The following is a 12,764-nucleotide window of genomic DNA, read 5'->3' on the forward strand; positions in this document are numbered from 1 at the left end:
AGTGGTTGTCCAAAGCTCAATGCGTTAGCATCTTGGTTTTTAACTGCTATGATGAATATATGTTGTTTTTTGGTTGCATAAGCGCAGCAGGAGGCTTGTCATGGCGACGGCAATAGAAGAATCACATAGCGAACCGATGGGCTATCAAGCACCAGACTCCTTCGCGCGATTTCTTGCTGACTTGAAAGGCGTCGCTCGAGAAGAGCGCCAGCCGCTCATCAATCCTAAGCTGTTTGCCAGCGCGCTGAGCATGGATATTCAAACGTTGGCCAGTCACGCGCACGTGCATCGCACTACTATCTCCAGGGCGCAGGGCGCGGAGAAGCTCCAACGCTTTCTGCGTGATGCACTTCGGGTATTAGGTGCGGCGGCTGATATTAATGGCGACTTCCACGATGCATTGTTTTGGTTTCGCAATGAGCCTATCGGTGCCTTTGATTATAAAACGCCTGAGCAATTAGTGAGCGAAGGCCGCGCCGATGACCTTCTTCGTTATGTCAAAGCGCTGCAAGCGGGTGTGGTGGGATGATTGTACTGCCAGAGTTAAATACTCAGGCTTATCGAGTGCATGTACCGAAATGGGCATTCTCACCCACTAGCGGCGCTGGAGCGAGAGAGCATGGCGGTCGATTAAACCGCCCCGGCGTGGCTGCTTTGTACTTAGCGCTTGATGATCAAACAGCATTGGCCGAGTACAAACAGCTGTCTGCCTTGATGCCGCCAGGCCTAATCGTCAGCTATACAATAAGCGTTACTCAGCTTGTCGATTTTCGTAACGGTTATGGCATGCAATGGGATTCACTCTGGCAGGAACTTTATTGCGACTGGCGCAAGCTTTGGTTCGATGAACTTATTGAGCCACCTTGCTGGCTATTAGGCGATATGGCGTTAGCACAAGGGGCGAAAGGCGTTCTGTTTCCTTCTTTAGCAAACCCGTCAGGTATGAACCTTGTGCTCTATACCGATAATCTGGCAGAAAGTGATGTATTAGAAGCCTACGATCCGCGCGGTGATCTGCCTCATGATGCTCGCTCCTGGCAATAATGGGCATAGGATAATGAACTTATGTCCTTTTTAGCCTTGCGCGAAAGTGATGGCATCGCCAAGCTATGCCGATACCGTGAACAAAGCTGAGAGATCTATCCCCATGACCGAGTCATCACAAAATTCCCGCCGTCATTCTTCCGCCGTGGTCGATGGCCCAGGTAAAGCCGCCAGCCGCGCCATGCTGCGCGCGGTGGGTTTTAACGACGACGATTTCAAAAAGCCCCAGGTCGGCGTTGCCTCGACCTGGAGCATGGTGACCCCCTGCAACAGCCACATTGGCGAGCTGGCTGAACATGCCCGCGACGGCGCGGACGCGGCGGGTGGCAAGGGTGTGATCTTCAACACCATCACCATTTCCGATGGCATCGCCAACGGTACCGAGGGCATGAAGTACTCGCTGGTGTCCCGCGAGGTGATCGCCGATTCCATCGAGACCGTGGCGGGCTGCGAAGGCTTTGACGGCCTGGTGGCGATTGGCGGCTGCGACAAGAACATGCCCGGCTGCGTGATGGGCCTGGCGCGGCTCAATCGCCCCAGCGTGTTTGTCTATGGTGGCACCATCATGCCCGGCGAAGGGCATACCGATATCGTCTCGGTCTTCGAGGCCATGGGCGCCCACTCCCGCGGCGATATCGACCTGATCGAGCTCAAGAACATCGAGGAAACGGCGATTCCCGGCCCGGGGTCCTGTGGCGGCATGTACACCGCCAACACTATGGCCTCGGCGATTGAAGCCCTGGGCATGAGCCTGCCAGGCAGCTCGGCCCAGAACGCCATTTCCCGGGACAAGCGCGACGACTGTGAGGCGGCGGGCGAAGCCGTGCTGGCGCTGCTGGCCAACGATATCAAGCCTTCCGACATCATGACCCGCGAGGCGTTTGAAAACGCCGTGACCGTGGTCATTGCCCTGGGCGGCTCGACCAACGCGGTACTGCACTTGATTGCCATGGCGCGCACCATTGGCGTTGAACTGTCGCTCAAGGACTTCACCGAGATCGGCAAGCGCGTGCCGGTCGTCGCCGACCTGCGCCCCAGCGGCCATTACATGATGAGCGAGCTGGTGGCGATTGGCGGTATTCAGCCGCTGATGAAGATCCTGCTCGACGCAGGCCTGCTGCACGGTGACTGTCTGACAGTCACTGGCAAGACGTTGGCGGAAAACCTCGCCGACGTTGAGCCGTACCCGCTGGACCAGAAAATCATCGCGCCGCTGGGTAACCCCATCAAGGCCGAAAGCCATCTGCGTATTCTCCATGGCAACCTGGCGCCGGAAGGCGCGGTGGCCAAGATTACCGGCAAGGAAGGCACGCGGTTCAGCGGCTCGGCGCGGGTATTCGGCTCCGAGGAAGAAGCCCAGGCGCGGATCAACGACGGCACCGTGGTCGCCGGGGACGTGATAGTGATTCGCTACGAAGGCCCCAAGGGCGGCCCCGGCATGCGTGAAATGCTCACGCCGACGTCGGCCATCATGGGCCGTGGGCTGGGCAGCGACGTGGCGTTGATTACCGACGGCCGCTTCTCCGGCGGCAGCCACGGTTTCGTGGTGGGCCACGTGTCCCCCGAGGCGTTCGAGGGTGGTCCGTTGGCGCTGGTGGAAGATGGCGACACCATCACCATCGACGCAGTGGCCGATACTATCGAGGTAGCGATCTCCGATGATGAGATGATTCGCCGCCGTGCCGCCTGGCGCCAGCCGACACCGCGTTACCGCCGTGGCGTGCTGGCCAAGTACGCGCGACTGGTCAGCTCCGCGAGCACAGGCGCGGTCACCGACAACGAAGAGTAAGCCTAGCGCTGTCATCTGCTTGTCAAACGCCAGGGATAACCTGGCGTTTTTATTGGCGTAAAGGAAACGTTTCAATGACGACGCAAGCGAACTCCAAGACGTCACGGGTCAGCGAGGTCTTCAAGGCGTTTCTGCTGCTCGGGCTCACCTCCTTTGGGGGGCCGGTGGCGCATCTGGGTTACTTCCGCACCGAGTTTGTCGCGCGCCGGAAGTGGCTGACGGAAAGCGCCTACGCGGATCTGGTGGCGCTGTGTCAGTTTCTACCCGGCCCGGCCAGCAGCCAGGTGGGCTTCGCCTTGGGGCTGATGCGGGCGGGCCCCTGGGGTGCGGCCATGGCCTGGCTGGCGTTTACCCTGCCGTCGGCCATTGTGCTGGTGCTGTTTGCCTTTGGCGCTGCGGTGCTGGAGGGGCCGATTGCCAGCGGTATTATTCATGGCTTGAAGGTCGTCGCCGTGGCCATTGTTGCCCATGCGGTGTGGGGTATGGCGCGCAATCTCTGCCCGGACCGTACCCGTGCGGGTATTGCGCTGGTCGCCGTGTTTGCCGTGGTGGCCATCAGCGGGCCGCTGGGGCAGGTGGGCGCCATTGTGTTGGGTGGCATCGCCGGGCTGTTGCTGTGCCGCGGTGTGGCCGCGACCGCTGAGAGTGAGCCGCTGCATTTCCCGGTGTCGCGCCAAGTCGGCATCATCGCCCTCGTGCTGTTTGGCGGGCTGCTGGTATTGCTGCCCCTGCTGGCGGGCATGGCGGCCTGGCTGGATATCACCGATGCCTTTTACCGCTCAGGCGCGCTGGTGTTCGGCGGTGGTCACGTAGTGTTGCCGCTACTTGAAGCCGAGGTGGTGCAGTCGGGCTGGGTTTCCGCCGACGAATTTTTGACCGGCTACGGGGCGGCTCAGGCGATTCCGGGGCCGCTGTTTACCTTTTCGGCCTACCTGGGCGCGCTGATACCGTCAGGCGGTAGCTTGCTGACCGCGACGCTTGCGCTGCTGGCGATTTTCCTGCCGGGGTTCTTGCTGTTGGTGGGCGTACTGCCGTTCTGGAATCACTTTCGTCAGTGGCAGTGGGCGCAGGCGCTGATGCGTGGTGCCAATGCGGCCGTGGTCGGGATATTGGGTGCGGCGCTTTATGATCCGGTATGGACGAGTGCGATTGTTGGCGCTCCCGAGTTTGCGCTGGCGCTTACCGGCTTTCTGCTGTTAACCGTCTGGAAGCTTCCTGCCTGGGCGGTAGTGATCGTGGTGGCATTCGGCGGTGTGTTGATTGCGCCCTGATACTGTTGCATGAAGCGGACATAAAAACGGCCGCTGCAAGGGCGGCCGGTGATAGCGATAAAAAGTAATCCGATAGGAGAGGTAAAGGATCTATTCGCTATGGCACCTCCACTTCCAGGGTGCGACGCAAAACGTGGAGCTCATCCACGTTAAGGTGCTCAAGCTTTCCAGCGAGCAGGTCGCTGACCTTCTGAACGGGTAACCCCGCTCGGCGGGCGATTTCACGGCTTCCCATGTCTGATACCGCAATCAGGCGCGTGATAATACGCATCAAGCGCGTACGTCTTTCGAGTTCCCTGACATCGAGGTCAGGGCTGCTTCGCGGAGGGTCGTGCAGATCCGCGTGGGCAGTTGAGCGTGCCGTACTCATGAGGCTCCATCAGTCTGAAATGACAAGGACACAATGCCGCCAACCGAGGGGCATTTCAATACCTTTTTTGAGGAAAATTTCATGGTACGCAAGGCCCCCCGCAAAGGGCCTGGCTCTGGTAGACTAACCCCTTAATTTTTCGCCTGTCCTCTTGCATGAGGCAGGGTATATTGAGCGTATTGATAAGGCCACGGGCCGGGGAGTGATGGCATGTCATCGAACAGCGCACCCAAAGTGGGTGTGATTATGGGGTCCAAATCGGATTGGCCGGTCATGGAACACGCCGTCTCCATGCTGGAGCGTTTGGGCGTGGCCTATGAAACCCGCGTCGTGTCGGCGCACCGTACACCTGATCTGCTGTTCGACTATGCCAAGGGCGCTGCCGAGCGCGGCCTGCAAGTCATTGTGGCGGGCGCGGGCGGCGCGGCTCATCTGCCGGGCATGGTGGCCTCGCAAACGCCGCTGCCGGTACTGGGCGTGCCGGTAGAATCCAAGTCGCTGAAAGGTCTGGATTCGCTGCTCTCGATTGCGCAGATGCCGGGCGGCATTGCGGTCGGTACCCTGGCGATTGGGAAGGCGGGCGCGACCAATGCAGGGTTGCTCGCGGCACAGATCGTCGGCTTGCAGGACACCGAGGTGCGCAATGCGGTGGAAGCGTTCCGCGCCGAACAGACCCAGAAAGTGCTCGATAACCCGGACCCACGCCCCGACCCGGAAGCCGAATAAGGAGGCCTGCGATGACGTCTACCATTCCAAGTAATATCGGTGTACTGGGCGCAGGCCAATTAGGCCGCATGCTGGCGCTGGGGGGCTACCCGCTGGGCAATCGCTTCACCTTCCTGGATACCACGGGCAACCCCAGCGCGGGCATCGGCGAGGTGATCGTCGACCCTGACAATCAGCACCTGGCGGCATTTCTTGAAAAGGTCGACGTGGTGACCTACGAATTCGAGCACCTGCCGGTTCAACTGGTGCGCGACATTGAACAGCACAAGCCGGTGTACCCCAGCAGCCGCGCCATCGAAGTATGCCAGAACCGGGTGGAAGAGAAGGCGCTGTTTGACCACTTGGGGATTCCCACGCCCGCTTACCGCATCGTCGAGAGTGCCGAGCAGCTTGAAGCCGCCGCCCGTGAGCTGGGCTGCCCGGTGGTGGCGAAGTCCGTCACTGAAGGCTACGACGGTAAAGGCCAGGCGGTGCTCAAACAGCCCGAACAGGCGGGTGACGCCTGGCGCGATATCGGCCACCGCCAACTGATTGTCGAAGCCTTTGTCGACTTCGTTCGTGAAGTGTCGATCATTGCCGTGCGTGGCCGGGATGGCGAGGTGGTGTTCTACCCCATGGCGGAAAACCAGCATGTGGATGGCATTCTGCGCTACTCGGTCGCGCCGCTGCCGGACATCGACGATAGCGTTCAGCAAACCGCTGACCGCTACATTCGTTCGTTGCTGGATGAGCTGGACTATGTGGGTGTGCTGGCGCTGGAGCTCTTCCAGGCTCGCGATGGCAGCCTGCTGGCCAATGAAATGGCCCCACGGGTGCATAACTCGGGCCACTGGACCATGAACGGTGCAGTGACCAGCCAGTTTGAAAACCACCTGCGCGCGGTGCAGGGCCTGCCCTTGGGCAGCCCTGAGGCGATTGCGCCTACCTGCATGATCAACGTCATCGGACAGGAGGGCGATAGCTCGGCTTTGCTGGCGTTGTCTAACACCCATCTGCACCGTTACGACAAGACCGAGCGGGCCGGGCGTAAGCTGGCGCATCTCAATATAGTGGCGGATACCCACGCCGAGCTGCTTGAAAAAGTGCGTGCCTGTCAGGCCCTGTTGCCGGGGGCGCCGCCTGTCTCGTGGAGTTTTGAATCAACTCTTTAAGCCGAATCGCCGCCTTTCAAGGCGGCTTTTTTATGCGCAAACGCGCCAATCGCTAACTTCAGTCGCAAAGCACTAGAAAATCGGCTAAAAAGGGTGAGACTGATTAGGCAATAAGACTGGCAGGCAAGCCAGCTCGGCAATTTTCAAGGGATTTTGTAATGCCACAGCCTTTTAATGCGGCTATCGCGTCAGGTCTGCGAAGCCGTTTTAAGCGTGACCACCATGTCACATTGAAAAGCCTGCGCAGCGAAAAAGTGCGCTTGTTATATGACAACTTGTGGTCGCCTGTGCTTGCCAGCGTGCTGGCTGGGATATTGCTGGTGGCTGCGCTCTGGCCGGTCGTGGCGCACTGGAAATTAATCGGCTGGCTGGCACTGTTAGTCGCGGTCTCGGGCTTTCGTCTGAGCCTGGCCTATCGCTTTCAGCGCTTACCGGCCTTGGAGCAGCGGCGCCAGCGTTGGCTGCGATGGTTTAGCATGGGCGCCATCTCCGCGGGTGTCGTATGGGGCCTGGGCAGCTTTGCACTGTTCACCGGCGACCACCCTGGCCAGGTGGCGGCGCTTTCCATTGTAGTGGCCGGTATCTCTGCGGGTGGGGTGACGACGCTTTCAGCTATCTGGTGGGTAGCGCTGGGGTTTGTTTTGCCTATCATGCTGCCGTTGATGCTGCAGTTTTTGCTGCTTGGGTCGTCGCTGTCGTTACTGATTGGCTCGATGCTGACGCTGTTCCTGGGGCTGATCGTCGTGACCAGCCGCCGTTTAAGCCGCATCATCCACGATAATATTTCGCTGCGCGTCAACATGGCGTCCCGCGAGGCGCAGTTGATGGAAAGCGAAGACCGCTACCGGTCGATTTTTGATCAGTCGCCGCTTGGCGTGCTGCACTTCGACGATCAGGGCACCATTACCGACTGTAACGGCAAGCTACTGGAGATTCTTGGCGTTGAGCGTGGTCAACTGATTGGTTACTGCATGCTGGCGCCAAGTGCGGATAAAGCGGTTGCCCGGGCAGTCAGCGACGCCTTGAGCCAGGGCACCGGCTACTACGAGGGGACTTATCAACTCCCCAACGCCTCTGCAGGCACGCCGCTGCGCGCCTTTTTCAACGGGGTGCATAGTACTCGCCAGGAAATGGTCGGTGGGGTGGCCATGATCGAAGACTTCACCGAGCGCAAGCAGCACGAGGCGATTATTTACCGCCAGGCCTACTACGATGCGCTGACCGATCTGCCCAATCGGCGCATGTTTATTGAACGCCTGGAAACGCTATGCGCTGATGATCAGTATGCCAGCGGGCTGCTGCTGTTCATGGACCTGGACCGTTTCAAACTGATCAACGATACCCTGGGTCACGCTGCCGGTGACGACTTGCTGATCCAGGTGGCACGCCGCCTGGAGGGATGTCTACACGAAGGCGACATGGCCGCACGGCTGAGCGGCGATGAGTTCGTGCTCTTGGCCTTGACCAATACCACCATGCCCAAGGCGCTGGATGACTGGGCTGAAGACTATATGCAGGCCGTCCAGTTAGCCCTGTCAGCGCCTTATCGGTTGGAAAGCCACTCGGTAGAGGTGACACCGAGCATGGGTTACACCTGCTTCCAGGCCAGCGGCTGCGACCATGGTGAGTTGCTGAAAGAGGCCGACCTGGCCATGTACCAAGCCAAGACGGAAGGGCGCGCGCAACGCCGACGCTATCAGCCCTGGATGCTGGATGAAGTGCAACGGCTGGCCAGTTCCCAAGCGCCTGCTGGCGAATCGACGAGTTGAATGGCCCGTTGAATTCAGACACTAGTTTTTATCGCCAAGCATTCACAAATCCCTTAAAAAGGAGAGGGTGGCCGATTGATAACATAGGCTCGATAGCCAAGTCGGCAATGTAGGGGACATTTTTAAATGCCACAGTTGTCTAGTGCGGCGATCCTGGCGGGGCTGCGCCGCCGGTTTGAGGGTGAAGATCCCGATAAGGACTGGGCCCTCACCAGCGAAAAAGTGCGCATCCTCTACAGCAATCTGTGGCAGCCCGTCTACGCCGGTATTCTAGGGGCAGTGCTGTTAGTCAGCATTATGTGGGAGGTCGTCGCCCCCGCCGTTTTAATCAGCTGGCTCGTGGCCATTATCGCCATCTCCTTGGTTCGCTTGCGTCTGGCTTCCCTGTTTCTGCAGTCCGACGCATCATCGCAAGCGCACCCGAAATGGATATTCGGATTCGCGTCCACCGTCTTTGTAGCCGGATGCGTTTGGGGAACTGCCGGTGCGCTTATGTTTTCCCCGGAGCATCCTGAATATGTCGCAGCGCTGGCGATTATCCTGACGGGTGTTGCGGCGGGCTGCGTGACCATGATTTCGGCTATTTGGTGGATAGTACTCTTATTCATATTGCCGATTGCCCTGCCTCTGCAATGGAGGTTCGTGACGTCCGAGGTGCCTACCCATACCATGATGGGCATCATAATGACGGTGCTTTTAGGACTGTTGATTGTCACCAGTCGGCGCCTGGGGCTGATCATTCACGACAATATTTCACTCCGGGTCAGCATGGCTGCCCGCGAAGCGACGATTTACCACCAGGCCTACTACGATGCATTGACCGACCTGCCAAACCGGCGCATGTTCATCGAGCGGCTTGAGACGCTTTGCACCGATGAAAAGTCCGCCAGTGGCCTGCTGCTGTTCATGGATCTGGACCGTTTCAAACTGATCAACGATACGCTTGGCCACGCTGCCGGTGACGATTTGCTGATCCAGGTGGCGCGCCGTCTGGAGGGGTGTTTACACGAAGGCGACATGGCCGCTCGACTCAGCGGTGATGAATTCGTACTGCTGGCGTTGACCAATACCCCCACGGCAAAGGCGCTGGACGACTGGTCTGAAGCTTATATGCAGGAGATACAGCATGCGCTTTCGGGCGCTTACAGACTAGATAACCATTGGGTAGATGTAACGCCAAGTATTGGTTATACCTGCTTTCAAGCTTGTGGTTGTCAGCATGACGAGTTATTGAAAGAAGCCGACCTGGCCATGTACCAAGCCAAAATGGGAGGCCGCGCGCAGCGTCGACGCTATCAGCCGTGGATGCTGGAGGAAGCCAAAAAACTGGCCCGGTTCCGTTCGCCCACAGACGATTCGACTAGCTGAGCTGACCACTGACCAGCAGCCACAGCGCGATCAAAGCGAAATGACCGGGGTACCAGGCCAGCCATAAGCGCCTGGGCATGGTCCACTGAAGGGTGGGGATGCGCTGTGCGGCGCCTGCGGCGATCACCAGTACGACAATACAGGTGCCTACCGTAAACGACTTGGCCATGTCGGAAGCATTCATCTGGCCCGCTATCCACAAGGCCGGAAAGGCCGCCAGCCCTGACCAGAGCCGCGCTGAAAAATCACCCTCGGCGTCGTTCAACGCCTGCATGGCAAACATCAACAAGGGAATCAAAAGCAATCCGTAGTGGCTATATTCGACCCAAAAGCCGAGTAGATACCATAGAGTAACCCCTGCCGCGGCACCGCCCAGCAGCCAGCCAAAGTGAATGCTTTCCTGCTGATAGTGCTGCCACCCCAGCCGTACCAGTGACCCCAGCGCGAGGCCGGTAGCCAGCGTAAAGCAGATGTTGAGGATGAAGGCGTCGGATTCACGCGGCATCAGCATGTAAGGCAGTTGCGCGATCATGCCGATAATCAGCATGCGCCGGGCGTAACGCATCGGATTACGCGTATTGAAAAGGCCGTGCCAGGCGACCATCGCGGCAAACAGTGGGAAGGCAATGCGGCCAACGGATGATCCCACCCAATCAAACCCCCAGCCATCCGGGACTACATAGCGCGATACATGGTCCAGCGTCATGGTGAGCAGGGCGAGCCATTGCGCCCAGCCCGTCCAGTGTGACGAGGGTCTCGCTGAAACCGCCATAGTACCTCCCTGTGAATGACGCCAAGTTGGATTTAGCAATAATGGGGTAAATGCTGCTAATGCAAAGACCGATAGATAAGGCGTCGGTTCATTTAGGGCTAAATGAATGTCGGTAGGAGGCTGGAGAGGCAAGATGTTGCTGAAAGTAGACGCCCCTCCCCAGCAGCCTGGGGAGGGGAGGTTGCTTACTCTGCGTCGAAGTAACGTGCGTAGATTTCGTCGTAGGTGCCGTTGTCACGAAGGGTTTCAAGGGCGTCGTTGAACTGCTCGGCGAGGGCTTCATCGCGCTGGCGGAAGGCAATACCGAAACCGTCGCCAAAGTATTCTTTCGGCTCGGTCAGCATCTCGCCGACAACGATGTAGTCGCCTTCTTCACTTTCCAGCAGGGTGGATTTGCCCACCGGGAAGTCGAGGAACAGGATATCCAGACGCTCGGATTCCATGTCCAGTACCATGTCGTCGGCGGTTGCGTAGCGGTTGATATCCGCTATATCGCCGTACATGTCGGTGACGTAGTTATCCTGCAGGGTGCCGCGCTGCACGCCGATGGTCATGCCGGTCAGCGCTTCCTCGCTGATGCTTTCAAGCTCGGTACCTTCAGGCGCAAACCAGGCGGACGGCGGTGTGATGTAAGGGTCGGAGAACAGTACCTGCTCACGACGGTCATCGTTGATGGTCATGGACGACATGATGGCATCGTATTTACGTGACAGCAGGCCCGGAATGATGCCGTCCCAGCCTTGAACGACCCATTCGCAGCTAACGCCGATTTCTTCGCAAAGGGCGTTGCCCAGATCAATATCGAAGCCAGTGAGGTCGCCGTCAGGTGTGCGGTATTCCATTGGCTCGTAGGGAACATCCACGCCGATGCGCACTTCTTCGTAATCCTGTGCCTGGGCACTGGACGCGGCAATCGCCAAGCCAAGTAGTGAAAGAGTTAGGACTTTTTTCATTATGAGTCTCCTGATGGACGCAATTCACCGTATGGTGAGGAACATAACCTTCGTCAGCTTAGCGCCGACAACAATGTTTTGTCGACGTATGAACCAACGTTTGTTTCACACTAGCCTGTTTGGGGTTGTAGATGGGCCAGCAGTTTTTTCTCCAGATGGCGGAAGAAATACAGAATCGCAAAGGTCAGGCACAGATAAATGGCCGCGACGAATAAAAAGGCCTCGAAGGGCGCATAGTAACGGGCATAGACAAAGCGTGCCGCACCGGTCAGGTCCATGATGGTGACCACGCTGGCGATCGCGCTGGCGTGAAGCATGAAAATCACTTCATTGCCATAGGCGGGCAGGGCGCGGCGGAAGGCACTGGGAATGATGATGCGACGCATGGTCAAGCCGGGCGACATACCGTAAGCCCGCGCAGCCTCGATTTCGCCTTTCGAGGTGGACTTGATGGCGCCTCGAAAAATTTCGGTCGTGTAGGCAGCGGTATTGAGCGTGAAGGCAATCAGTGTCGGTACAAAAGGGTCTTCCAGAATGACCCACAGCCAGGTCTCCTGAATGCCGTCGACGAACACCACGCCGTAATAAATCAGGTAGAGCTGGATGAGCAGCGGGGTACCGCGAAAGACATAGGTGTAAGCAAAGATGGGCCATTTGATCCAGGCATGCCTGGAGCCGCGACCAATGGCGAGTGGCACCGCCGCAATAAGCCCGATAACCAGCGAGAGAAAGACGAGTTGGACGGTGGTCGTCAGGCCTTCGCCGTAGTGGGCCAGCGTTTGCAGGGTGAAAATGCTGTTATCGGCGAGCTGGGTTTCCAGCCAGGTAAGTAGGGATTCCATTAGTCTGCCTCCCCGTACCCGATATCATAGCGCTTTTGCAGGCGGACAAATATCCACTCCGAGACGCTGGCGATCAACAGGTAAATGAGCGCCACCACAATCATGAAGGTGAACGGCTCACGGGTGGCCTTGGAGGCCTCGGACGCCACTCGGACCATGTCGGAAAGCCCGATGACCGAGACCAGCGCGGTGGTCTTGAGCAATACCATCCAGTTGTTGGACAGGCCGGGCAGAGCGTGGCGCATCATTTGCGGGAAGCGGATGCGCCGGAATACCAGTGAATTGCTCATGCCATAGGCCTTGCCGGCTTCGATCTGGCCGTGATCCACCGCCATGAAGGCGCCGCGGAAGGTTTCGCCCATGTAGGCACCGAAAATCAGCCCGATGGTCACCACGCCCGCAACAAACTCATTGATATTAATAAAAATATCGATATCGAATTGATAATAGAGCCAGTCGGTGATCATGTTGACGCCGATTTGTCCGCCGAAAAACAGCAGCATCATCAGCACCAGGTCGGGAACGCCGCGGATAACGGTGGTGTAGAGCGTCGCGATACGGTGAGCAAGCCAACTGCGCGACATCTTCGCGCTGGCAGTGATAAGCCCGAGTACCACGGCGAGAAGCAGTGATAACAACGCTAGCTGCAACGTTACGCCGGCGCCTTCCAGCAAGCGCGGGCCGTAACCATGAAGATCAAGCATAGTAT

General features: G+C 58.3%; 13 protein-coding genes. 8 read left to right on the forward strand and 5 right to left on the reverse strand.

From position 1 onward, the window contains the following. Nucleotides 1-100 precede the first annotated feature (100 nt). The 4 genes from ADS46_RS15970 (at nucleotide 101) to chrA (ending at nucleotide 4,104) form a co-directional block, all read left to right on the forward strand. The gene (locus tag ADS46_RS15970) at nucleotides 101-529 is read left to right on the forward strand and encodes a hypothetical protein (protein WP_027338149.1); all 429 of its coding nucleotides are present in this window, start codon (nucleotides 101-103) and stop codon (nucleotides 527-529) included. Continuing rightward, nucleotides 526-1,044, forward strand: a complete 519-nt coding sequence (locus ADS46_RS15975) for an RES family NAD+ phosphorylase (RefSeq protein ID WP_066321664.1) — start codon at nucleotides 526-528, stop codon at nucleotides 1,042-1,044. Before ADS46_RS15970 ends, ADS46_RS15975 begins: the two co-directional genes overlap by 4 nt. Nucleotides 1,045-1,147: 103 nt before the next feature. Next, on the forward strand, nucleotides 1,148-2,833 hold the full coding sequence (gene ilvD / locus ADS46_RS15980) for a dihydroxy-acid dehydratase (RefSeq protein WP_066321665.1): 1,686 nt from the start codon (nucleotides 1,148-1,150) through the stop codon (nucleotides 2,831-2,833). Nucleotides 2,834-2,907: 74 nt separating this feature from the next. Then, on the forward strand, nucleotides 2,908-4,104 hold the full coding sequence (gene chrA / locus ADS46_RS15985; RefSeq protein WP_066321666.1) for a chromate efflux transporter: 1,197 nt from the start codon (nucleotides 2,908-2,910) through the stop codon (nucleotides 4,102-4,104). Between the two features lie 97 nt (nucleotides 4,105-4,201). Here chrA and ADS46_RS15990 read toward each other — a convergent pair whose 3' ends face one another. Next, nucleotides 4,202-4,474: an XRE family transcriptional regulator gene (locus ADS46_RS15990; RefSeq protein ID WP_066321667.1), complete on the reverse strand. Its 273-nt coding sequence runs from the start codon at nucleotides 4,472-4,474 to the stop codon at nucleotides 4,202-4,204. A 210-nt stretch (nucleotides 4,475-4,684) separates the two neighbouring features. On the opposite strand from ADS46_RS15990, the gene purE reads away from it, so the two are divergent. The 4 genes from purE to ADS46_RS16010 all read left to right on the forward strand — a co-directional run bounded on the left by purE (nucleotide 4,685) and on the right by ADS46_RS16010 (nucleotide 9,488). Beyond that, a complete protein-coding gene (gene purE, locus ADS46_RS15995; RefSeq protein WP_066321668.1) occupies nucleotides 4,685-5,200 on the forward strand; it encodes a 5-(carboxyamino)imidazole ribonucleotide mutase in 516 nt (171 codons plus the stop codon). An 11-nt stretch (nucleotides 5,201-5,211) separates the two neighbouring features. Then, nucleotides 5,212-6,351 (forward strand): 5-(carboxyamino)imidazole ribonucleotide synthase, encoded by a 1,140-nt coding sequence (locus ADS46_RS16000; protein ID WP_066321670.1) that lies wholly within the window; start codon nucleotides 5,212-5,214, stop codon nucleotides 6,349-6,351. Nucleotides 6,352-6,509: 158 nt separating this feature from the next. Further along, the gene (locus ADS46_RS16005; protein WP_066321671.1) at nucleotides 6,510-8,120 is read left to right on the forward strand and encodes a sensor domain-containing diguanylate cyclase; all 1,611 of its coding nucleotides are present in this window, start codon (nucleotides 6,510-6,512) and stop codon (nucleotides 8,118-8,120) included. Between the two features lie 126 nt (nucleotides 8,121-8,246). Beyond that, nucleotides 8,247-9,488, forward strand: a complete 1,242-nt coding sequence (locus tag ADS46_RS16010) for a GGDEF domain-containing protein (RefSeq protein ID WP_066321672.1) — start codon at nucleotides 8,247-8,249, stop codon at nucleotides 9,486-9,488. Here ADS46_RS16010 and ADS46_RS16015 read toward each other — a convergent pair. From ADS46_RS16015 to ADS46_RS16030, 4 genes are all read right to left on the reverse strand, one after another. Beyond that, a complete protein-coding gene (locus tag ADS46_RS16015; protein WP_066321673.1) occupies nucleotides 9,481-10,260 on the reverse strand; it encodes a TraX family protein in 780 nt (259 codons plus the stop codon). The two genes, ADS46_RS16010 and ADS46_RS16015, sit on opposite strands and share 8 nt — an antisense overlap. 185 nt (nucleotides 10,261-10,445) lie before the next feature. After that, nucleotides 10,446-11,213 (reverse strand): transporter substrate-binding domain-containing protein, encoded by a 768-nt coding sequence (locus tag ADS46_RS16020; RefSeq protein WP_066321677.1) that lies wholly within the window; start codon nucleotides 11,211-11,213, stop codon nucleotides 10,446-10,448. A gap of 110 nt (nucleotides 11,214-11,323) precedes the next feature. Further along, entirely contained in the window at nucleotides 11,324-12,055 is a 732-nt protein-coding gene (locus ADS46_RS16025; RefSeq protein ID WP_066321678.1) for an ABC transporter permease, read from the reverse strand. Then, entirely contained in the window at nucleotides 12,055-12,759 is a 705-nt protein-coding gene (locus ADS46_RS16030; protein WP_066321679.1) for an ABC transporter permease, read from the reverse strand. Before ADS46_RS16030 ends, ADS46_RS16025 begins: the two co-directional genes overlap by 1 nt. Between the last annotated feature and the right edge of the window lie 5 nt (nucleotides 12,760-12,764).

Origin of the sequence: Halomonas sp. G11 (genome assembly GCF_001663515.1) — a bacterium.
GTDB lineage: Bacteria > Pseudomonadota > Gammaproteobacteria > Pseudomonadales > Halomonadaceae > Vreelandella.

What these genes read in the sequence shown, in the direction of transcription:
- ADS46_RS15970 (WP_027338149.1), top strand. Translation starts at nt 101, where the DNA reads ATGGCGACGGCAATAGAAGAATCACATAGCGAACCGATGGGCTATCAA.
- ADS46_RS15975 (WP_066321664.1), top strand. Translation starts at nt 526, where the DNA reads ATGATTGTACTGCCAGAGTTAAATACTCAGGCTTATCGAGTGCATGTA.
- ilvD (WP_066321665.1), top strand. Translation starts at nt 1,148, where the DNA reads ATGACCGAGTCATCACAAAATTCCCGCCGTCATTCTTCCGCCGTGGTC.
- chrA (WP_066321666.1), top strand. Translation starts at nt 2,908, where the DNA reads ATGACGACGCAAGCGAACTCCAAGACGTCACGGGTCAGCGAGGTCTTC.
- ADS46_RS15990 (WP_066321667.1), bottom strand. Translation starts at nt 4,474, where the DNA reads ATGAGTACGGCACGCTCAACTGCCCACGCGGATCTGCACGACCCTCCG.
- purE (WP_066321668.1), top strand. Translation starts at nt 4,685, where the DNA reads ATGTCATCGAACAGCGCACCCAAAGTGGGTGTGATTATGGGGTCCAAA.
- ADS46_RS16000 (WP_066321670.1), top strand. Translation starts at nt 5,212, where the DNA reads ATGACGTCTACCATTCCAAGTAATATCGGTGTACTGGGCGCAGGCCAA.
- ADS46_RS16005 (WP_066321671.1), top strand. Translation starts at nt 6,510, where the DNA reads ATGCCACAGCCTTTTAATGCGGCTATCGCGTCAGGTCTGCGAAGCCGT.
- ADS46_RS16010 (WP_066321672.1), top strand. Translation starts at nt 8,247, where the DNA reads ATGCCACAGTTGTCTAGTGCGGCGATCCTGGCGGGGCTGCGCCGCCGG.
- ADS46_RS16015 (WP_066321673.1), bottom strand. Translation starts at nt 10,260, where the DNA reads ATGGCGGTTTCAGCGAGACCCTCGTCACACTGGACGGGCTGGGCGCAA.
- ADS46_RS16020 (WP_066321677.1), bottom strand. Translation starts at nt 11,213, where the DNA reads ATGAAAAAAGTCCTAACTCTTTCACTACTTGGCTTGGCGATTGCCGCG.
- ADS46_RS16025 (WP_066321678.1), bottom strand. Translation starts at nt 12,055, where the DNA reads ATGGAATCCCTACTTACCTGGCTGGAAACCCAGCTCGCCGATAACAGC.
- ADS46_RS16030 (WP_066321679.1), bottom strand. Translation starts at nt 12,759, where the DNA reads ATGCTTGATCTTCATGGTTACGGCCCGCGCTTGCTGGAAGGCGCCGGC.